General features: G+C 65.6%; 18 protein-coding genes. 11 read left to right on the forward strand and 7 right to left on the reverse strand.

Annotated features, from left to right (window positions below; translation table 11 throughout):
- Window positions 1-60: 60 nt before the first annotated feature.
- A complete protein-coding gene (locus CYD53_RS10925; RefSeq protein ID WP_103718123.1) occupies window positions 61-870 on the reverse strand; it encodes an ABC transporter substrate-binding protein in 810 nt (269 codons plus the stop codon).
- A gap of 285 nt (window positions 871-1155) precedes the next feature.
- Between CYD53_RS10925 and CYD53_RS10930 the strand changes: the two genes are divergently transcribed.
- From CYD53_RS10930 to CYD53_RS10945, 4 genes are all read left to right on the forward strand, one after another.
- On the forward strand, window positions 1156-2082 hold the full coding sequence (locus tag CYD53_RS10930) for a GntR family transcriptional regulator (protein ID WP_103718124.1): 927 nt from the start codon (window positions 1156-1158) through the stop codon (window positions 2080-2082).
- A gap of 135 nt (window positions 2083-2217) precedes the next feature.
- Entirely contained in the window at window positions 2218-3018 is an 801-nt protein-coding gene (locus CYD53_RS10935) for a DUF1028 domain-containing protein (RefSeq protein WP_342751691.1), read from the forward strand.
- Between the two features lie 182 nt (window positions 3019-3200).
- Window positions 3201-5678 carry an EAL domain-containing protein gene (locus CYD53_RS10940; RefSeq protein WP_342751692.1) on the forward strand — a complete coding sequence of 826 codons (2478 nt, stop codon included), beginning with the start codon at window positions 3201-3203 and terminating at the stop codon, window positions 5676-5678.
- A 495-nt stretch (window positions 5679-6173) separates the two neighbouring features.
- A complete protein-coding gene (locus CYD53_RS10945; RefSeq protein ID WP_181011811.1) occupies window positions 6174-8951 on the forward strand; it encodes an autotransporter outer membrane beta-barrel domain-containing protein in 2778 nt (925 codons plus the stop codon).
- Window positions 8952-9053: 102 nt separating this feature from the next.
- Here CYD53_RS10945 and CYD53_RS10950 read toward each other — a convergent pair whose 3' ends face one another.
- Window positions 9054-9335 carry a hypothetical protein gene (locus CYD53_RS10950; RefSeq protein WP_103718128.1) on the reverse strand — a complete coding sequence of 94 codons (282 nt, stop codon included), beginning with the start codon at window positions 9333-9335 and terminating at the stop codon, window positions 9054-9056.
- 109 nt (window positions 9336-9444) lie between these two features.
- Complete coding sequence (locus tag CYD53_RS29910; protein ID WP_146055889.1) at window positions 9445-9873, reverse strand: hypothetical protein; 429 nt, start codon at window positions 9871-9873, stop codon at window positions 9445-9447.
- On the opposite strand from CYD53_RS29910, the gene CYD53_RS10960 reads away from it, so the two are divergent.
- From CYD53_RS10960 to CYD53_RS10985, 6 genes are all read left to right on the forward strand, one after another.
- Complete coding sequence (locus tag CYD53_RS10960; protein ID WP_146055890.1) at window positions 9862-10068, forward strand: hypothetical protein; 207 nt, start codon at window positions 9862-9864, stop codon at window positions 10066-10068. The two genes, CYD53_RS29910 and CYD53_RS10960, sit on opposite strands and share 12 nt — an antisense overlap.
- 119 nt (window positions 10069-10187) lie before the next feature.
- Window positions 10188-10502 carry a GNAT family N-acetyltransferase gene (locus tag CYD53_RS10965; RefSeq protein ID WP_103718131.1) on the forward strand — a complete coding sequence of 105 codons (315 nt, stop codon included), beginning with the start codon at window positions 10188-10190 and terminating at the stop codon, window positions 10500-10502.
- Window positions 10499-10876 carry a VOC family protein gene (locus tag CYD53_RS10970; protein ID WP_103718132.1) on the forward strand — a complete coding sequence of 126 codons (378 nt, stop codon included), beginning with the start codon at window positions 10499-10501 and terminating at the stop codon, window positions 10874-10876. The genes CYD53_RS10965 and CYD53_RS10970 overlap by 4 nt, the downstream gene beginning before the upstream one ends.
- 11 nt (window positions 10877-10887) lie before the next feature.
- Window positions 10888-11076 carry a DUF3008 family protein gene (locus tag CYD53_RS10975; protein WP_103718301.1) on the forward strand — a complete coding sequence of 63 codons (189 nt, stop codon included), beginning with the start codon at window positions 10888-10890 and terminating at the stop codon, window positions 11074-11076.
- A 281-nt stretch (window positions 11077-11357) separates the two neighbouring features.
- A complete protein-coding gene (locus CYD53_RS10980; RefSeq protein ID WP_103718133.1) occupies window positions 11358-11915 on the forward strand; it encodes a hypothetical protein in 558 nt (185 codons plus the stop codon).
- Between the two features lie 63 nt (window positions 11916-11978).
- On the forward strand, window positions 11979-12584 hold the full coding sequence (locus CYD53_RS10985) for a CinA family protein (RefSeq protein WP_103718134.1): 606 nt from the start codon (window positions 11979-11981) through the stop codon (window positions 12582-12584).
- A gap of 153 nt (window positions 12585-12737) precedes the next feature.
- Here the strand turns inward: CYD53_RS10985 and CYD53_RS10990 are convergent, their stop codons facing one another.
- Window positions 12738-13430, reverse strand: a complete 693-nt coding sequence (locus CYD53_RS10990) for an alpha/beta fold hydrolase (RefSeq protein WP_103718135.1) — start codon at window positions 13428-13430, stop codon at window positions 12738-12740.
- Window positions 13431-13546: 116 nt separating this feature from the next.
- Between CYD53_RS10990 and CYD53_RS10995 the strand changes: the two genes are divergently transcribed.
- Window positions 13547-14341 carry an AraC family transcriptional regulator gene (locus tag CYD53_RS10995; protein ID WP_103718136.1) on the forward strand — a complete coding sequence of 265 codons (795 nt, stop codon included), beginning with the start codon at window positions 13547-13549 and terminating at the stop codon, window positions 14339-14341.
- Window positions 14342-14687: 346 nt separating this feature from the next.
- Here the strand turns inward: CYD53_RS10995 and CYD53_RS11000 are convergent, their stop codons facing one another.
- The 3 genes from CYD53_RS11000 to CYD53_RS11010 all read right to left on the reverse strand — a co-directional run bounded on the left by CYD53_RS11000 (window position 14688) and on the right by CYD53_RS11010 (window position 18191).
- Window positions 14688-15620, reverse strand: a complete 933-nt coding sequence (locus CYD53_RS11000; RefSeq protein ID WP_103718137.1) for a glycoside hydrolase family 16 protein — start codon at window positions 15618-15620, stop codon at window positions 14688-14690.
- Window positions 15621-15670: 50 nt separating this feature from the next.
- A complete protein-coding gene (locus CYD53_RS11005) occupies window positions 15671-16765 on the reverse strand; it encodes a glycosyltransferase family 4 protein (RefSeq protein WP_103718138.1) in 1095 nt (364 codons plus the stop codon).
- 76 nt (window positions 16766-16841) lie between these two features.
- Window positions 16842-18191 (reverse strand): FAD-dependent oxidoreductase, encoded by a 1350-nt coding sequence (locus tag CYD53_RS11010; protein ID WP_103718139.1) that lies wholly within the window; start codon window positions 18189-18191, stop codon window positions 16842-16844.
- Window positions 18192-18334: the final 143 nt, after the last annotated feature.

The following is an 18334-nucleotide window of genomic DNA, read 5'->3' on the forward strand; positions in this document are numbered from 1 at the left end:
AAAAGGGGGAACCGGTTTTTCGCATTGATCCTGCTCTAACTCTTTGATGAGAGCCGGAACTCAGTTGAAGATGGAGACCGAGGCCGGCAGCTTCCACTTCGCCAGCAGGCCCTTATAGGTTCCGTCCGCGACGACCTCCGCGATGGCGGCCTTGAGCGAGGCCTGCATCGCTTCATCGCCTTTGCGGGTGGCGATGCCGATCGAGGTGTTCGACTCGAACTCCGGCCCAACCGTCTCGAAGATCCCGGGCAATTCGTCGAGTACCTTCGCGGCGCCCGGCGTCGAGTCGTAGACGGCATCGGCACGCCCCTGACGCAGGTTCAGCCAGGAATCCTGCGCGGTCGGAAAGGTCTTCACATCGACGCTCTTAAGGCCCTTGTCCTTGCAGTTCTTGTCATCGGCGCGAGCCTGGCTCTCCTGGATGCCGCCGAGCGTAACGGCGATGGTCTTGCCGCAGAGCGTCTCGTTGCGGCCGGTGATCTTGGCGGCATTGCCGGCCTGGACCACCACCATGTTGCCGATCTTCATGTAAGGCACGAAATCGACCTGCTCGGCCCGTGCCGGGTTCATGTACATCGCCGAATTGATGATATCGAGCCGCCCGCCCTGCAGCGCGGGAATGAGGCCCTTGAACTCCATGTTCATCGGCGCCGGCTTGGCCTTCAGCTTCTGGCTGATCGCCTCGATGAAATCGATATCGAAGCCGGTGAGCTTGCCATCCTTCTGGAACTCGAAGGGCGCGAATGTCGCCGCGACGCCATAGGTCAGCACGCCGGCCTCGACGAGGCCGCTCTTGGGCAGCTCGGCGGCCATGGCGGCGTGGACCAGCCCCAACGGCACTATGAAGGCTGAAGCGAGTTTTCGAAGCATGCCATTCCCCCTCGTCGTGAACAGATTGCTCTATTGATCAGCAACAGTACAAGACGGAACCGGAAAGGAGTCAACGCAACCCCCGCGCGGCGCTTGATCAAATACCGGGCAAGCACTGGTGAAATCCGCGCCCGAATCCGCTTTCCGCTCGCGCACTGTGAAGGCGAGGCTCGTATCTTTGGGAATGCCCGCTCGATGGCGGCGCCGCTGCGCTTGCCCAGAAGCGCCAGCCCATTGTATCGATTGCTCGAAGTAGTTCGATCGACGCGATCAGATAGGGACAGGATGGCCCGTGGTTCGAGCCAGCGGCGGCACAAGCTCGCCAATCAAATTCTCGATGTCGTCCGCGAGGCGCGCTTTGAACCCGGACACCATCTGCGCGAGCAGGCGCTCGGCGACCTGCTGCAGGTTTCGCGGACGCCAATCCGCTCGGCGCTGCAGCTTCTCGCCGAGCGCGGCATCCTCGAAGCGCGCCGCAACCACGGCTATTTCCTCCTAGCGCGCCCGGAAGAGCTCTACCGGCTCGAGCTGGAGGTGCCCTCGACATCCGATCAGGACCTTTATGCGCTCATCGTGCAGGATCGCCTGGTCGGGCGACTGCCGGTGACCTTCATCCAAAGCGATATCGCGCGGCGTTACGAGGTGGACCGCGCCGCGCTCCAGAGGACGCTGCTGCGCCTGCTCGACGATGGCCTCATCCATCGCAATGCCGGGCGCGGCTGGAGCTTCGTGCCGACCTTGGACACCAAGATCGGCATGCATGGCAGCTACGCATTCCGCAGCATCATCGAGCCCGCCATCCTGCTGCTGCAGGACTTCCGGGCGGATGCGGCGATGATCGAGCGTAGCCGCCTGCAGCACCTCTATCTCGTGGCCCATCCAGCGATCGAAACCGTGGACCGGGCCCAGCTGTTCGAGACGGATGCCCAGTTTCACGAAATGCTGGCGGAATTCGGCGGCAACCCGTTCTTCCTCCAGGCCATCCAGCAGCAGAACCGCATGCGGCGGCTCCTCGAATTCGGCGGCTACGTCAATCGCCGCCGGGTCAAGGACTGGTGCCGCGAGCACCTGGCCATTCTCGACGCGGTCGGTGCCGGCGCCCGCGAGAAGGCGGCCCAGATGATGGGCGAGCATCTGAAAAACGCCTTCGCGGCGGTCCCGAACTTCAGTCTCGAGGATCGCAGCCCTCACCCCGCGAAACATCGCGCCTGACAACTCGTGGCGAGCTCGTCGCGGGCCGACGACGGCCGTCGTCTCTATCGCCCATGAGGCGTGCCAAGCCTCGCAACGTTCGACCTCGGAACGGACCGATCAGGCGAGGCTTCGAGATGCGGCCCGCGCCGCAAATTGGTTCGCTGCGGCGAGGCAGGACGAACTCTGCTACTGCAGCATGTCGATGGCATCGATGACGGGGGGCTCCGCATGACGTGGTCGATCATTGCGCGGGATGCGCAAACCGGTGCGTTTGGCGTGCTGTGCGCGTCGCGGGCGCTGGCGGTCGGGGCGGTCGTCCCCTACGGCGCGGGTCGAACCGGGGCGATCGCGACGCAGGCTTTCGCAAATCCGTTTTTCGGCGTCGACGGCCTGAGGATGCTCCGGGAAGGCTGTTCTTCCCAGGATATCGTCGGGGCGCTGGTGGCGGCCGATGAAGGCCGCGATCACAGGCAGGTGCATGTGATCGATCGTACCGGCAGCGCGGCCTGCCATACCGGCTCGGCCTGCATCGCATGGAGCGGCAGCGTCAGCGCTCCCGACGTCTCCGTCGCGGGGAACATGCTGGCGGGGCCGCAGGTCGTCGAGGCGACGCTTGACGCCTATCTCGCGGCGTCCGCACTTGATTTCGACGAGCGCCTCATCGTCGCGATGGAAGCCGGCGAATGCGAGGGCGGCGACAGCCGCGGGCGTCAGTCCTGCGCCATCCGCATCTGGAGTGATGCCCCGTTTGCGAGCTTCGATCTGCGTGTCGATGACCATGCCGAGCCGCTGAAGGAGCTTCGGCGGCTCTGGCGGCTGGCGCATCAAGGCTATGCGCCGTTTCAAGCCGCCCTGCCCTCCCGCGCGAAGCCCGCAGGTGTCACGGATCGGGACGCCGTCTATCGGATGTGCGCGGAGTATGCCGAGGCCTGGAACGCCCGACACCCGGAATAGCCGCCAGCGAACGGGCCGCCCCGACTCGGCGAGCCCCTGCGTGACGTAACAACCTGAATGATGTCAGCGATGTTCGCCTGCAATTTTAGCATTCCCTGGCACGATGTCGTTCGCTTTCTGCCCTATACGACCGGCCTGATCGTCACAATTGCGCAGGCGCCATGTATCGAACACTGACGTGCTTGACGGATGAACATGCCGCCTGGGTGCTGCCCTTATCGGCGCTGGTGTGCTGGGTGTCATGCCATGCGGCGTTCGGCCTGCTCAAACAGGCCCGCGAAAGCGCGGGCTGGGCCGCCGCCATCTGGCTCGCCGCCACCGGCGCTGCGGCCGGCGCAGGTATCTGGAGCACGCATTTCATCGCCATGCTCGGCCACGAGTCGCCGCTCGCCATCGGCTATGATGTGCGCCTGACCCTGGCCTCGCTGGGCGTCGCCATGGCGACCGCCTTTTGCGCCGCGTGTCTGATCCGGCGCGCCGCCGGCGCCGTCGCCATTGTCGCCAGCAGCATCGTGCTGACCGCAGGCATCGCCGCGATGCATTTCACCGGCATGGCGGGCGTTCGCATTACCGGCCGCTTCATCTGGGACGAAACGCTCGTCGCGGCGGCGCTCGCGTCAGCGGCCGTGCTGACCTGCGCGGCGCTGTTCGTGTTCACGCGCCGCCCGACCCGCTACCCCCGCGCCGTTGCCACGACGTTTCTGGCCGGGGCCATCGGCACCTTGCACTTCGTCTCGATGGCCGCAATGCGGGCGCTGCCCGATCCCTCGATCGCCGCTCCCGAGGGTGAGCTGGCGCGCGGGGCTCTGGCGGCCGGCATCGCGGCCGTGATGCTGACGACCCTGGCGTTCTCCGCGCTCAGCTTGTTCGCCGACCGCCTCAGGCGCGCCAACCACGCCCTCGCAGCCCATGGCGCGGCCTTGCGCGTGAGCGAGGAGCGCCTGGCGCGGGCCCTGGATGCGGGAAGCGACGGGCTGTGGGACTGGGATATCGCGACCGGCCAGGCCTGGTACTCCGACCGCTGGCTGACGATGCTGGGCTACGCGCCGGGAGAGCTCGAGGGCCTTATCGAAACCTGGCAGGGCCTGCTCCACCCACAGGACGGACCCAAGGCTCAGGGCCTCCTGCAGGCGCATTTCGACGGCCACTCGCCGGTCTATGAGTGCGAGCACCGGCTGCGCCGCAAGGATGGCAGCTGGGGCTGGGTGCTGGCGCGCGGCAAGGTCGTGGAGCGCGACGGGGGGGACCTGCCCCAGCGCATCGTCGGCACGCATATCGACATCGAAGCGCGCAAGCTTGCCGAACAGCAGATCGCCCATATGGCGCGCCATGACGGGCTGACCGGCCTGACCAACCGGGCCCGCTTCTGCGAGCTGCTGGGCCTGGCCTTGCGGGAGGTCGCGGATGAAGGCGGCACCTGTGCGGTGATGTGCCTGGATCTCGACCGCTTCAAGAGCGTCAATGACACGGTCGGTCACATGGCCGGCGACGAACTGCTGAAGCGTGTCGCCGGCAGGTTCGCCGGGCGCATGCATCCAGCCGACACCGTAGCGCGCATGGGTGGCGACGAGTTCGCCATTCTGGTCAGGAGCGACCCGAGCGATGAAGGCCTGCGCCGCCTGGCCGCGGACCTGATTTCGGTCGTCGGCAAGCCGTTCCCCTTCGGCGGACAGGCCATCGAGGTCGGCCTCAGCATCGGCATCGCGCGGGCGCCGCAGCACGGCCTGGTCGAGACGCTTCTGTTCAACCGGGCCGATCTCGCGCTGTACCAGGCGAAGGCGGAGGGACGTAACTGCTATCGCATGTTCGACGCGGCGATGGATGAGGCGATCACGCGGCGGCGCGAACTCGAACGCGATCTCAGGACGGCGCTCGCGAATGGGGGGCTGGAACTCCATTATCAGCCGCAGGTCAGGGCCGGCAGCTGCGAGCTCATCGGTTTTGAGGCGCTCGCGCGCTGGCGGCATCCGGTGCGCGGCCTCATACCGCCCGGCGAGTTCATCCAGCTCGCCGAGGAGACCGGTCTCATCTCGGCGCTCGGGGAATGGGTCCTGCGCAGCGCCTGCAGCGAGGCGGCGCGCTGGACGCGGCCTCTCAAGCTCGCGGTCAACCTGTCTCCCCGCGAGTTCCAGCAGAGCGATCTTCCCGAGCGCATCTTCGCGATCCTGGCCGAGACGGGCCTGCCGCCGAGCCGCCTGGAGATCGAAATCACGGAGACGGCGATCTTCGCCGATATGAGCCGCGCGCTCTCGATCCTGATGCGGCTGAAGGCGCTGGGCATCAGCATCGCGATGGACGACTTCGGAACGGGCTATGCGTCGCTGGCGACCCTGCAGGCCTTCCCCTTCGACAAGATCAAGATCGACCGGTCCTTCGTCGGGCAGGTCGAAACCAGCCCGCAGGCCGCGGTGATCGTTCGCGCCGTGCTGGGGCTGGGGCGCAGCCTCGGAATCGGCGTCGTGGCGGAGGGGGTCGAGACCGCGGGCCAAGTGCGCTTCCTGGTCGGCGAAAACTGCGAGGAGCTGCAAGGCTACCTGTTCGGCAAGCCGCAACCGATCGAAAGCTTCGCGGAGGTCATGGGCGGCCGGCAGGCCTGCGATCTCGCGATCAGGGCGGCCCCAGTGCGCCAGCCCGCCGCGCGCCTGGCCTTCGCCTCGTAAACGGCCGCCAGCATCGGCTGGCCCGGAAAACCGGGTCCCACTTTTCGGGCCGATGCTCGCTTTGATCGCATCGGCTGGTCCCGAAAACCGGTGCCCACTTTTCGGGCCGATGCCGGCTTTGATCACATCGGCTGGCTCCGAAAACCGGTTCCCACTTTTTGGGCCGATGCCGGCTTTGATCACATCAGCTGGCTCCGAAAACCGGTTCCCACTTTTCGGGCCGATGCTCCCGGGACGAGCCAGCCCCCGGCCCCTGTCGCAGCGCTGTGATATATTTGCTGCTCTGTAAACGCTCTGTTCGTTGTGTTGCCAGTGCGGCCTTGTCGCAACGGCCGAATCCCGGAATTCTTGCAACCTGGGGTGTTGCATTTCTTCGGAACGATCACGATGGAGGCGGATGTGAGCGGGGCTGCGGGCATGAAATATCTGGGAAAGGCGAGGCTTCTTGCAGGCGCCTCCTGCGCCGCTCTCGCCCTGGCCTGCGGGCTCCCTGCCATGGCTGCAACCTATACGGCAAGCACCGACGCCGAGCTGCGCGGCCGCATCGCCCAGGCGAATGCCGATGGCGACCCGACCTCGACGATCGTGCTGACAGCCAGCTTCACCACGGCCACCGCCAGCCTGCCGGCGCCGACCAAGCCGATCACGATCGACACCGGGAGCTTCACCCTTTCCGTGATCGGCAGCACCGGCGCGACCGCTGGTAATCCGATCAATATCCTCGGAGTTGCCGGCCTTGGCGACAGCTTCACATTGCAGGGCAATTTCAAAGGTGGCGACGCGCAAGCGGCAACTGCCGGCTCCGGCATCCAGGCTCGGCTCAACTCGTCGGTGATCAATCTCGGAACCATTCAGGGTGGAAACAGCACGGGCGGCGCCGGAGGGACCGGCGTCGACATCGGCGGGACAGGCACAGTCAACACGCTGGTCAACCAGGGAACGATCCGCGGCGGCACCGGAGCGACGGTGGGCGGTGCTGGGCTCAACGTTCGCGCTAACACCTCCTCCATCGTCAACATGGGGACGATCGAAGGCGGAAGCGGGGCCGCTGCCGTCCAAGGCAATGCCACCATTACGCTGACGAATAGCGGCACGATCCAAGGCGGGGCTGGAGCGGTCGCGATCGTCCCGACTGCGGCGAGCGCAAACCTCCTTCTCACCAATAGCGGCGCGATCCGCGCCGGCGCCGGGCAGGCCGATGCGATCCGGCTCGCTGCGGGCTCGACGGGGCTGATCGACCTGGAGCTTCAGGCCGGCTCGGTCATCGAAGGCAATGTCGTCGCAAACGCCACCGGCACGAGCGACATCCTTCGCCTCGGCGGGACCGGGACCGCCAGCTTCGACGTCTCCGCCATCGGCGCCGCGGCGCAATACCGGAACTTCGACAGCTTCATAAAGACCGGCACCGGCACCTGGAGCCTGACCGGCACTGGGACGGCCACGACGAACTGGCAGATCAACCAGGGCACGCTGCAGATCGGCAATGGCGGCACCAGCGGCAGCGTCATCGGCAGCATCACGACCGGCAGCGCCGGCACGCTCGCCTTCAACCGCTCCGACGCCTTCGCCTTCGACAATCTCGTCCTGGGCAACGGCACGCTGCGCCAGATCGGCAGCGGCACGACGATCCTGACCGCCGATAATGCCGCTTTCGCCGGCACCACCCTGGTCGAGGCCGGCACCTTGTCGGTGAACGGGGTGCTGGGCGGCACTGTGACGGTGCTGGGCGGCCGGCTGCAGGGAACCGGTACGGTCGGCGCGACCACGATCGCGACCGGCGGCACCATCGCGCCCGGCAACTCGATCGGCACGCTGACCGTCAACGGCGCCTATCTGCAGGCGGCGGGCTCGACCTATCAGGTCGAGATCGATCCCGCGACCGTGACCTCCGACCTGATCCGGGTGAACGGCGCCGCGACGCTGGCGAGCGGCGCGGCGTTCACCGTCGTCAATTATACCGGCGCCACCCTGCTGGCCGGCCAGCGCTACACCATCCTGACCTCGACCGGCGGCCTGACCGGAAGCTATGGTTCGGGCGACTTCGCCATGACGCCGTTCCTGAGCCTGCGCGATAGCTACGACGCCAACAACGCCTATCTGACGGTGATCCAGACTCGCAGCGTCGCCTCCGCCGGCGCGACGGGCAACCAGGCCGAGACCGGCCGGGGCGTCGACAGCCTCCCTGCCGGCAATTCCATCCAGACGGGCATGATCAACCAGCCGACGCTGGATTCAGCCCGCACGGCGCTCGACCAGATCTCCGGCGAAATCCACGCCTCGGCCAAGACGGCCCTGATCGACGAAAGCTGGCTCCTGCGCGCCGCCGTCAACGACCGGCTGCGCGCGGCCTTCGGCGGCGTCGGCGCGGCGCCGATGGCGACGCTGAATTACGGCTTCGCCGCCGATCTCGCCCCGAGCGTGAAGGGGCCGATGCCGACGCTGAACGCCGACCGCTTCGCGGTCTGGGGACAGGGCTATGGCTCCTGGGGCCGCAGCGACAGCGACGGCAACGCCGCCAGGCTGACGCACTCGACCGGCGGCTTCCTGCTCGGCACTGACGCCGCCCTGTTCGACACTCTGCGCATCGGCGCGGTCGCCGGCTACAGCCGCAGCACATTCGACGTGAACAGCCGGTTCTCCTCGGGCGAGAGCGACAATTACCATCTCGGCCTCTACGCCGGCGGGCGCTGGGGCGCGCTCAGCCTGAGGACCGGCGCGAGCTATAGCTGGCACGATGTCGAGACCAGCCGCACCGTCGTCTCCTCGGCCTTCGGCAGCAATCTGCGCGCCGGTTACGACGCCGGCACGGCCCAGATCTTCGGCGAACTCGGCTACCGCGTCGATGTCGGCAAGCTCGCCTTCGAGCCCTTCGCGGGCCTGGCCTATGTCAACCTGCATAGCGACGGCTTCAGCGAGACCGGCGGGTCGGCGGCCTTGACCGCCCGCGGCGACGATACCAGCCTCGGCTACTCGACGCTGGGCCTGCGCGCCTCGACCAGTTTTTCCTTGCAGGGCATGGATTTGAGCCTGCGCGGCGGGCTCGCCTGGCGCCATGCCTTCGGCGATGTCGACCCGACCACGACGCTTGCCTTCGCCGGCTCCAGCGCCTTCAGCATCGCCGGCATCCCGATCGCCCGGGACGCTGCCGTCGTCGAGGCCGGGCTCGATCTCGCCATCGGCAAGAACGCTACGCTCGGCCTGGCCTATACCGGCCAGCTCGCCCAGGATACGCAGGACCATGCCTTCAAGGGCGTGCTGGCCGTGAGGTTCTGAGAGGTTCGAGCCTGGCCGCGCAGCGTTTGCGGAACCCGGTCGGAGCTGGAGGGGCCAGCTCGCCCCTTTCGCGATCCGATTGTGGAGCCGGAGAGGCCGCCGCTATACTTTGCTCCCGCGGCTGTCGACGACCGCGAAGTTTTCACTGAGGGCGGGCTTGGCAGGCGGCTTTTTCACCGGTTCGGCTCCAGGTTCGGTCCGGTGCTTTTCGGCCGCGGTGCCCTCCGGGTCGGTTGGATCATAGGGCGCGTGCGGTCCGGTGGGATTCACCGAACGCGGGTTCGGCCCGGCGCGCCGTTCCGCATCCTCGCCGGATTGTCCGGGGCGCTGCGGCGTGCTGTAGGGCACTGGCGCATCCGTGGCGCGATGTGACGTCTTCGTCATGGGGTGGTCCTCCTTGAAGGGAGAACCGCTCATCACGGGGTCGGGTTCCCCTGCCCCGCCTGGATCAGACGCCGCTGGCGCGTTGCGCGCCCCTCCCGCCCGGCGGTCCTTAACTGACCAAGCCCGTCGGACTGACCATGCCTGCCGCGATCTCCTCGACATAGCGCAGCCGGGCCGCAGCGGTGTTGGGAGCCGAACCCAACCATGCCAGATAGGCATCAGGCTTGATCGTGATGACCTGGATCGCTTTCCCGGCAGCGAGAGCTTCGGCCAGAACGCGGCGGGCATTGCGATGCCATTCCGCATAATCGGGCGAAATCTCGTCGCGATCATGAGCGAGCGACCAGAGCCGCGCGAAATCCTCCTCCTCGTACCACGGCATCGCGACCGTGTACGCCCCGGTTAACGGCTTCATCCGTGGCTCCCCCTGCCAAACACATTGCAACGCGGCGACAATGCCGCCCTGCAAGAAGTCACCATGGAACGAAGCCTCCGTCTTGTCCGTTTTACGTTTTTGGAGGTCGCCATGAAAACGCATGTGCACCATGACCCTGCCGACCGGGCATCAGATGCTCCCACGAGAATCCAGATCGAGACGCCGGAAGATTATGCGCTGGCGCTTGATCGCATCAAGGCCCTGAACAGGTCTCAGCGCTCGCAGAGCCAGGAGGCGGAGCTTGAGGCGCTGAGCCAGGCTGTCCGCCGCTGGGACAGGCGTCACATCGCCGGGTAGAAGTCTCCGACCTGCCAAAGCAGTTGCGGGAACACGGACTGCCCCTCCAATTGCGGCCAGGCATGGAACTCCGGGCCGAGCTGACGGTTCAACGCCGGGGTAAGCTTTGTGGAGGTGTCATGACGACGCGTGCAACAAGCGCCATCGCGCCATCGATCCGCGACGATTCTGAACGCAACCGGCTCGTGATGCGTGTACCCGGCGGCGAGGCCTTCGCAACCTACCGCCGCGCGAACGGCTACCTCGTCATCTCGCATACCGAGGTTCCGGCCACGCTTCGCGGACAGGGCATCGGCTCCGAGCTGGCCGCAGGCGTGTTCGAATTCGCGCGCAGCAAGGGCGAGCATATCGTGCCCGCCTGTTCCTTCCTTGCCGATTGGGTGCGGCGTCATCCCGAATATCGCGATGTGCTCGCGGGGAAGGAGGCGCGATGATCGACCATGTCTCGGTTGGAACCAACGACATCGTCCGCGCTCGCATCTTCTACGATGCCGTTCTGGACCGCCTCGGATTGCGGCTGATCAAGAGCAGCGCCCGTTCGGCGGATTACGGCGTAAGCGCCATCCTGTTCTCCGTGGAAACGCCGCATGACGGGAAGCAGGCCTCCGCCGGCAATGGCAGTCATATCGCCTTCCTGGCCGGCGGCCGCGACGTCGTCGATGCGTTTCATGACATCGCTTTGGCCCATGGCGGCTCCGATGCCGGACCGCCCGGCCTGCGTCCGGAATACGATGCTCACTACTATGGTGCCTTCGTATTCGACCCCGACGGCAACAAGATCGAGGCCGTCACCCGCTCGTCCACATGAAGGAGGTCGAGATGCCTGCAAAATCAGCTGCCCAGCAAAAGGCCGCCGGTGCCGCGCTTGCGGCCAAGCGCGGAGACATGAAGAAGAATGAGCTCAAAGGCGCCTCGAAATCGATGGAGAAATCGATGAGCGAGAGCGAGCTCGAAGACATGGCTTCGACGAAGCGCAAGGGCAAGCCCGAACATAAATCGAAGCATTAGAACGGTTTCGAGCGAGGCGGGCACCGGCTCGCATGAGGACAAGCGTCAAACCAAAAAGCCGGGCTGTTGCACGCTGCAAGGCCAGGTCGCGTACGGTCATGCGCTGGCAAGAGACAAGACCGGCGAACCGGCGAGCCACGCTGCCACGGGCTCAGCTTGTTCCCGGAGGCGGGCGTGGAACGGCCGCGCGTTCTGTCTTCGGGGAACAGGATGCGCTTCGGGGAACAAGTTGCGCGGAAATTGGTTCGTTTCGAACTGCATCCCAGCGAAGGAGCAGCTTCATGACACGCACCATCACACGATCCTACGACGAAATCGCCGATGCCGAGACCGCCGTTTCGCGGCTTGAAGCGGCCGGCGTCCAATCCGAGGATATCAGCATCGTCGGCTACCACCCGGAGCAGCTGGAGGACGACGCCAGGCACGGGGGCGAAGTTGGGGGCGTCGTCGGAGGCGGCGCCGGATTGCTCGGCAGCTTGGCGGCTCTGCCAATTCCCGGTGTGGGCCCCGCTCTGGCGGCAGGCTGGATCTTCGGCAGCATGGCCGTGGGCGCAGCCGCAGGCGTCGCAGCGGGCAGTCTGATCGGTGCGATGACCAGTGCCGGCCTGAATGATGACGAGGCGCATTATTTTGCCGAGACCATCCGTCGCGGCGGCGCAGTCGTTTCGGTCCGGACATCGGATTCGCACGCCGCCGTCATCGAGAAGATCATGGATGGAGCCGGTTCGGTCGATGCCGAAACGCGCCGCGGAGAGTATGAGCGGGAAGGCTGGAAGCGCTTCGACGAAAGCGCCGGCCCCTATCGCACGCCGGATGATCTGTCCGGGGTCATCTCATGAGCCGCGCGCGGTGCAGCGATCGTCAGCCCGGCGCTTATGCCGGTCAGCATACGGACCACCGCCATGTACGCGAACGCCCATCCAGCCTTTGAGGCGCCGTCAGCTTCCCTCAGCGAGATCGTCTTCGGTTTGCCCGGTCCGGAGATACCGCCGGCGCCAAGCTTGGCTGAGCTGCTGGTGTCCCGGATGATAAGGGCTCGCAAGGTGCTGGTCACGGCCGAATCCTGCACAGCAGGAAAACTGGCGCATCTGATTTCGGACGTTCCGGGCGCCGCGCAAGTCCTGGAAGGTGGGTTCGTCGTCTACAGCAAGCGCGCAAAGCAGCAGCTGCTTGGTGTTGGGCGCGACATCATCGCGGATTTCACGGCGGTTTCGGAAGCCGTGGCCGAGGCGATGGTCGCTGGCGCCCTGGAACGAAGCGGCGCGGACCTCGCGATCGCAGCGACGGGCGTCACGGGCAGCGAACCCGACGAGGACGGCAACCCTCTGGGGCGGCTGCATGTTATGGCCGGATTGCGGAACGGCTCTCGAAGCCATCGGCATTGCGAGTTCGGCAGTTTCAGTCCCGATGTCCTGACCCACGCCGCCTTGCAGATGGCGCTGCTTTCGGCGCTCGAGCTGCTCGATCGGCCAAAGGACGGCAAGCCGCTCTTCGACCCAGATGCGTGAGCGCGCCCTGGTGCCTTTCTATTCGTTCGGTCGGCTCCGGAGACACCGATCATGCAACGAGCCCGCTATCCGCATTCGTCGAAGTCCGATCGATGCTCGGATGCAGCGTGCCGCTGTGCTTCTGTGCGCGCCGATTCGCCCAAAACGTAACGGCTACAGGGCTCTGTCGAACGGGCGCATCGCCTCGAGCCTGGTCAGGATTGCCAGGAACTGGTCAGGCGCGGCTGCGATGACATTGTGCCTCGTCGGCATCTCCTCGATCCGCCAGTCCGCGAGCCTCCTGAGGCGCTCGACCGTCGCAGGAAACGGGCTGTCGGCCCAGCCGGTGGCGTAGACGAAGAGCTTCTCGCGAACCTCTTGCCAGCGCCCGGTCAAGCGGATCTTCTGGAGAAACGACGCCAGGGGATGCGGCCGGCAACGCGGGTCCATATGGGCGGGCGGTCGAACGCCGAGGCCGTCCTCGCCAGCCCCCTCGATGGCGATCGCCCGGAAGTGGTCGTTGACCAGGTCCCACCAGGAACAGCCGTCCTCTGGCACAAGTGCGTCGATATAGACGAGCGCGGATATGCGCTCGGGCATGCGATCCGCCACCCCTGTGATCACCATCCCGCCATAGCTGTGCGCGCACAGGACGACATCGGAGAGATCCTCGCATTCGAGCACATTGGCTATGTCGAGAATATGCGTGTCGAGGTTGGGCCGCACTGCGGCGAGGTGCACCCGCTCGCCCAATCCGGTGAGCGTCGGCGTGAAGACGTCATGTCCAAGCGCACGCAGCCTGCGCGCGAAAGGCGTGAGCTCGCAGCCGCCATGCCAGCCGCCCGCGACGATAACGACGTTCGCCATCCCTCACCTCCCCGTCGAAGCCCTGCTCGATCATCTTGCATTCGGGGAGGTCTAGCCCTTTTGGCCATGCATGAATTTAGATATTCTGCCAATTGATTATCAAAATCGGTCAACCCATGCGGCAGCCGCTTCACTATCCATGGCCGGATTTCGATGTGGACGAAGCCGTCGCTCCGGCGATTGCGGTGCGCGTCGACGTCAGCGAAACCGGAGCGGAGGTCGCCGCTCACCAGCACCGCAAGGGCCAGCTCGTCTTTGCGCTGGCAGGCGGCGTAAGCTGTCGCGTTCCCAGCGGCTTATGGATGGTGCCGACGCATTGCGCGGTCTGGATTCCAGGCGGCATGACACACAGCAACATCGCGACCGCCGATGCGAAGCTGTTCTTCGTCTACATCGAACCCGGCGCTGCCGATCTCCCAGTGCGATGCTGCACCATTTCCATCTCGCCGTTGTTGCGCGAGCTGATCGTCGCGCTGTCCGAACGTTCCGATACGCATGATGGCGACGCGCTTCTGGCCAGGCTGCTCCTCGCCGAATTGCCACGCATGCCCGTCCAGCAGCTCTATCTGCCGATCCCACCGGAATCGCGCCTCCGGCTGATTGCCGATGCCCTGGCTGCAAACCCTGCCGACCGCACCAGGCTTGGCGAATGGGCCCGTCGCGTCGCACTCAGCGAGAGCAGCCTCGGCCGCCTGGTGATCAAGGAAACCGGATTGAGCTTCGGGCGCTGGCGACAACAGCTGCACCTGATCGTCGCCATCAGGGAATTGTCCAGGGGCGCGACAGTCCAACAGGTTTCGGCAGAGCTCGGCTACGAATCCGTCGCGGCCTTCATCACCATGTTCAAGAAGGCGCTGGGCAAGCCGCCGGCGAAATACCTCGCAAGCGTCATGCACGGCAACCGCACATGAATGATCGATGCTCAAAGTCGAGAGCATGGCTCATGCGAAGAACCGGCACCCACTTTCTGGCGCAATGCCGGGCGCGTTCGCGCGAAGCGGAGACCCGTTCGCGTGAAGACGACGCGCTGAAACAAAGAGCTGGAGCCATCGAACGATCCAATCGGATCGGACATTGCGCTAGCCGCCTGTCTCTTCCGGCAAGGCCCGCCCGCCATAGAGAACGTTCGACACGACCACCTCGTTACCTTCAACCAGGAAAGCACTCATTACGCGGCGCTCGAACCAGACGATGTGCAATCGACCATCGCGGACATCCGGCGTTCACCAGCAAGCGGAGATTGGCTGGGCAATCCAGCTAACGACCGTAGACGCGGACATAGTCGACCCGCAGCCGAGCCTGCTGATCCTCTGGTCTGAGCGGCCGCGGAAATGGGACGTCGGATCGCAAGGCGAGCGTAATCAAGGGCCAGAAAACATCGCCCTGCGCATCGATCTCGCTCGCACGCCCGATCCGCCAGTCGAGCGCGGCCCCGGTCTTTGGATCACGGATCGGCTTGCGCTCGAAATAGAGCGTGCAACGATCACCGTCGATCAGCCCGCCATAGCGGAAATAGCCGCTGGTGAGATCGACCTCCGTGGGGACGCCGACCCCCTCATGCCGCTCGCCCGGCTGCCCCCATTCGTGCAGATAGGCGCCGTAGAGCCTATGCTCCCAGCCCTTGTGCTCGACGATGTCGATTTCGACGCTGGTCTTCGGGAAGAGGATGCTGCGGCCGTTCATCAGCCAGAAGGCGGGGAAGCTCAGCGGATGGGCCGGGAACCACATCCTTGCCTCGAAATAGCCGTTACGCCAGCCTCGCAGGATGGTGCCGTCCCTGCGTGCCGTCTGGAGATTGCCGGAAATCCACTGGAACTCCGGCAGCGCGTTGCCGTAATAGCTGGGCACGTTCATCGTCCGCCCGAGATAGCGGGCCGAAATCTCGAGGGCGTGACCTTCGGAGGCGAGCGGATCGGCGACGATCGCATAGGGGTCGAAGCCCTCCTCACCGCCGCGCCGGCTGAAGGCCGAGCGACCATAGAATCCAGGCTCATGGGTGGTCGCCTTGGGGCCGGCCTGCCAGATGGCCGGATCGAGACTGGCAAAGGATTCAGCGAAGACGAGCTGGCGGCCGAGCGTCGGATCCGGCGCATCCTGCTGTGCGTCCGCCGAAATGGGACGGGCGCCTCCCGTTGTCGCGAGAGCCGCGGCAGCGCGCAGGAACATCCGGCGAGACGGCATGATCGGCATGGCTCATCTCCATGTGGCTGGCTGGACTGCCGCAAGCAGCTCCAGCGTCTTCAATTCGTACGGGGCAGTGCCGAGCCGGCCCTCCCGCCGAGCTGCAGGATCGCCTCGTCGTAGAGGTCGAGCGTCTCGCGGGCGACGCGGGCGATCCTCAGATGGTCGATCCGGAACTGGCTTCGCTCGCGCCAATGACTGATCGCGTCAGGGGTTGCGATCAGCCCGGACAGGGCGGCCGCAAGCGCTTCGGGATCGCGGGCGGGAACCAGCACGCCCGCTTCGCCGCCCTCCAGCAACTCGGGAATGCCATCAACCTGCGTCGCCACGATGGCGCAGCCCGCCTCCCTCGCCTCCGGCAGGACAAGCGGCGCGGGATCGGCATGAGAGGGCAACACAAAGATATCGGCACCGCGCATCCACGGGAAAGGATCGAGCTTGCTGCCCTCGAAACGCACAGCCTCGCGGCAGGACAAACCGTCGACCATGTCGCGGTAGGTCTGCGCGAAAGGTCCGTCCCCGACGATGTGCAGGCGCGCCTGCCGATGCCGGCGATGGACCAGATCGAAGGCGACGAACAGATCGGCCAATCCCTTGCGCGGGTGCAGCCCGCCAACGAAGAGGATGCTTGGTGAGGCGAGCGCGATCGGCGTGGTCTCGCGGTTTGCCAGGCGAGCCGAGCCGATGGTGCCGTTGAGAATGACGCGAAGCTTGGCGGCCGGGATGCCGCGCCGGCGCATCGATGTGCCGACCGCGGCGCTGACCGCGATGACACGGGTCCCGAGCCCCATGAGAATCGCGCTCTTCTCGAATTCATTGTGAACGGTCGCAACCAGCGGGATACCGGCGAGCCTGCAGACCGGCCAGGCAAGCACGGCGCTGGTCATCATATGGGCATGGACGATGTCGGCGCTGAACCGGCCGACCAGCCGCCGCAGCGCCCAGGCGGACCGCAACAGCGTCGCTGCCTTGCGCCGATGGTCGATCGTGAAAACCTTGACGCCATTGCGGGCGAGCAGCGCATCGAAATCGCCCCCGCCGCTGGCCACGGCGACGATATGGCCGAGGCGGCTCTGCTCGCAGGCAAGGTCGACCGCCGCGTGGACATGCCCGTTCGACTGCGTCGTGTGATTCAGCAGATGGAGGATACGCATGGGCCCATCACGATGCTCGGACCGCCGACTCGCCTGCGCTCGCGCCTCCGCGCCGCTGGGCAGAACGGCCCTGCATTTACTGTGCCGAGACCGCGGGAGCGCCCCGCAGCGCCGCTTCGGCCTCTATCGTCGAGACCCTTGCCGTCGGCTGGTAATTGAAACCGCCCTGGCGCCCCAGGGATTCGATCCCGAAGGCTTTCAGGGCCTTGACCGCTTCGGCAGCGCTCTCGTCTGCTCCATTGCGATAGATCGGATAGGCGTTGTCGAGGAGTTGGCTGCCTTCGAGCCTGAGATCGCCGCAAAAGAGTCCGTTCGCCGCGACATGCGCGCGGAAATCCGCCTCGGCCCGGGCGACCGACTTGCCGATATGGTTGGCGATGACCTCGACGCCGAAATACTCGCGCCCCTGCGCGCGACCATAGAAGTCGGAATACATCGTCAGGCGCTTCCAGGCGCCGTCATAGGAGAAATTGTAGATGATTTCTTCATCGAAGCCGCGCGCACCGTCGAAGCTGAAATAGAGCGCCAGCAGCGTGATCGTCTCGAGTTCCTGCGAGACCGGCAGGTTGCAGAGCGCCTGCAGCCGCGGGATCGGAATCGTCGAAACGACGCGATCGGCGACGATCGCCCGCCCCTCGCGAAACAGGACGAAACGCTTGTCGAGTTTCTCGATCCGGTCGAGCTTTGCCCCCATCAGGAAGCTGACGCCACGCGCGGATAACGTTGCGGCCGCAGTGCCGTAGAGCGCCTCGAAGCCTTCGCGCGGTCGAGCCAGCTGGCAATTGCCCGGCGGCGACGGCTTCGTCCGGCGCAGGCGGCCGAGCATGGCGCGCAGCGAAGCGTGTTCGCTGATCCATTGCATGCGCTTGCGCGCCAGTTCGATGCCGATCTGATCGGACGCAATGCCATAGAACCGGGTCATGTAGGCGTCGAGGCCCGAGCGGTGCAGCAGCCGGGCCCCAATCCAATGGCGGGCAAACTCGCGGGCGTTGCGCATACGCCGTTTGAAAAGGCGGGCATAGGCCGCCGATGCCAGGATGCGAGCGACTTCGAGCGGCCCGGCGCGCAGGATGTCGTCCTTGACCGAGATCGGATAGGCGGTGATGAGGCGCTGCGGATTCAGCCTTGCCCAACGCGGCTGGATAGGCACGTAAAGTGGCAGCAGTTCCGGGAAATGCTGCAGCAGCGGCGAGTCGTCCTGGAAGATCAGGCTACCGATGTCGAAGGTGTAGTCGCCCGACGACCAGTCGATGTGATTGCCGCCGATGTGCGGATATTCGTCAATGACGAGGATCCGCTTGCAGCCCTGCTGTGCGAGCACCGAAGCCGAGACCAGGCCCGAGACGCCCGCGCCCAGGACAATGACGTCGCAGCGCTCGGCAGCCGTGCTGTCGGCATCGTCAATCTGCTTGATCACCTCTTCCATTGCCGAGCCTCATTGACCGGGTACGAAAGAAGGCTAGCGCCCCTCAAGATCAGCCGAAAGCAAAACTCTCCGGCACACCGCGCTCTTTCCCGCTCAATCGTGCGGCGAATGCAATCAGAATGAGCAATCGCGCGCTCGATGTG

It is taken from the genome of Allobosea psychrotolerans (assembly GCF_002917105.1).
GTDB lineage: Bacteria > Pseudomonadota > Alphaproteobacteria > Rhizobiales > Beijerinckiaceae > Allobosea > Allobosea psychrotolerans.

Bases quoted from the DNA above. Each gene is read 5' to 3' on its own strand.
- CYD53_RS10975 (WP_103718301.1), top strand. From the start codon at position 10,888: ATGCCTGCAAAATCAGCTGCCCAGCAAAAGGCCGCCGGTGCCGCGCTT.
- CYD53_RS10985 (WP_103718134.1), top strand. From the start codon at position 11,979: ATGTACGCGAACGCCCATCCAGCCTTTGAGGCGCCGTCAGCTTCCCTC.
- CYD53_RS10930 (WP_103718124.1), top strand. From the start codon at position 1,156: ATGGCCCGTGGTTCGAGCCAGCGGCGGCACAAGCTCGCCAATCAAATT.
- CYD53_RS10960 (WP_146055890.1), top strand. From the start codon at position 9,862: ATGAAAACGCATGTGCACCATGACCCTGCCGACCGGGCATCAGATGCT.
- CYD53_RS10970 (WP_103718132.1), top strand. From the start codon at position 10,499: ATGATCGACCATGTCTCGGTTGGAACCAACGACATCGTCCGCGCTCGC.
- CYD53_RS29910 (WP_146055889.1), bottom strand. From the start codon at position 9,873: ATGCGTTTTCATGGCGACCTCCAAAAACGTAAAACGGACAAGACGGAG.
- CYD53_RS10965 (WP_103718131.1), top strand. From the start codon at position 10,188: ATGACGACGCGTGCAACAAGCGCCATCGCGCCATCGATCCGCGACGAT.
- CYD53_RS10995 (WP_103718136.1), top strand. From the start codon at position 13,547: ATGCGGCAGCCGCTTCACTATCCATGGCCGGATTTCGATGTGGACGAA.
- CYD53_RS11005 (WP_103718138.1), bottom strand. From the start codon at position 16,765: ATGCGTATCCTCCATCTGCTGAATCACACGACGCAGTCGAACGGGCAT.
- CYD53_RS10990 (WP_103718135.1), bottom strand. From the start codon at position 13,430: ATGGCGAACGTCGTTATCGTCGCGGGCGGCTGGCATGGCGGCTGCGAG.
- CYD53_RS11010 (WP_103718139.1), bottom strand. From the start codon at position 18,191: ATGGAAGAGGTGATCAAGCAGATTGACGATGCCGACAGCACGGCTGCC.
- CYD53_RS10950 (WP_103718128.1), bottom strand. From the start codon at position 9,335: ATGACGAAGACGTCACATCGCGCCACGGATGCGCCAGTGCCCTACAGC.
- CYD53_RS10945 (WP_181011811.1), top strand. From the start codon at position 6,174: ATGGCTGCAACCTATACGGCAAGCACCGACGCCGAGCTGCGCGGCCGC.
- CYD53_RS10980 (WP_103718133.1), top strand. From the start codon at position 11,358: ATGACACGCACCATCACACGATCCTACGACGAAATCGCCGATGCCGAG.
- CYD53_RS11000 (WP_103718137.1), bottom strand. From the start codon at position 15,620: ATGCCGATCATGCCGTCTCGCCGGATGTTCCTGCGCGCTGCCGCGGCT.
- CYD53_RS10925 (WP_103718123.1), bottom strand. From the start codon at position 870: ATGCTTCGAAAACTCGCTTCAGCCTTCATAGTGCCGTTGGGGCTGGTC.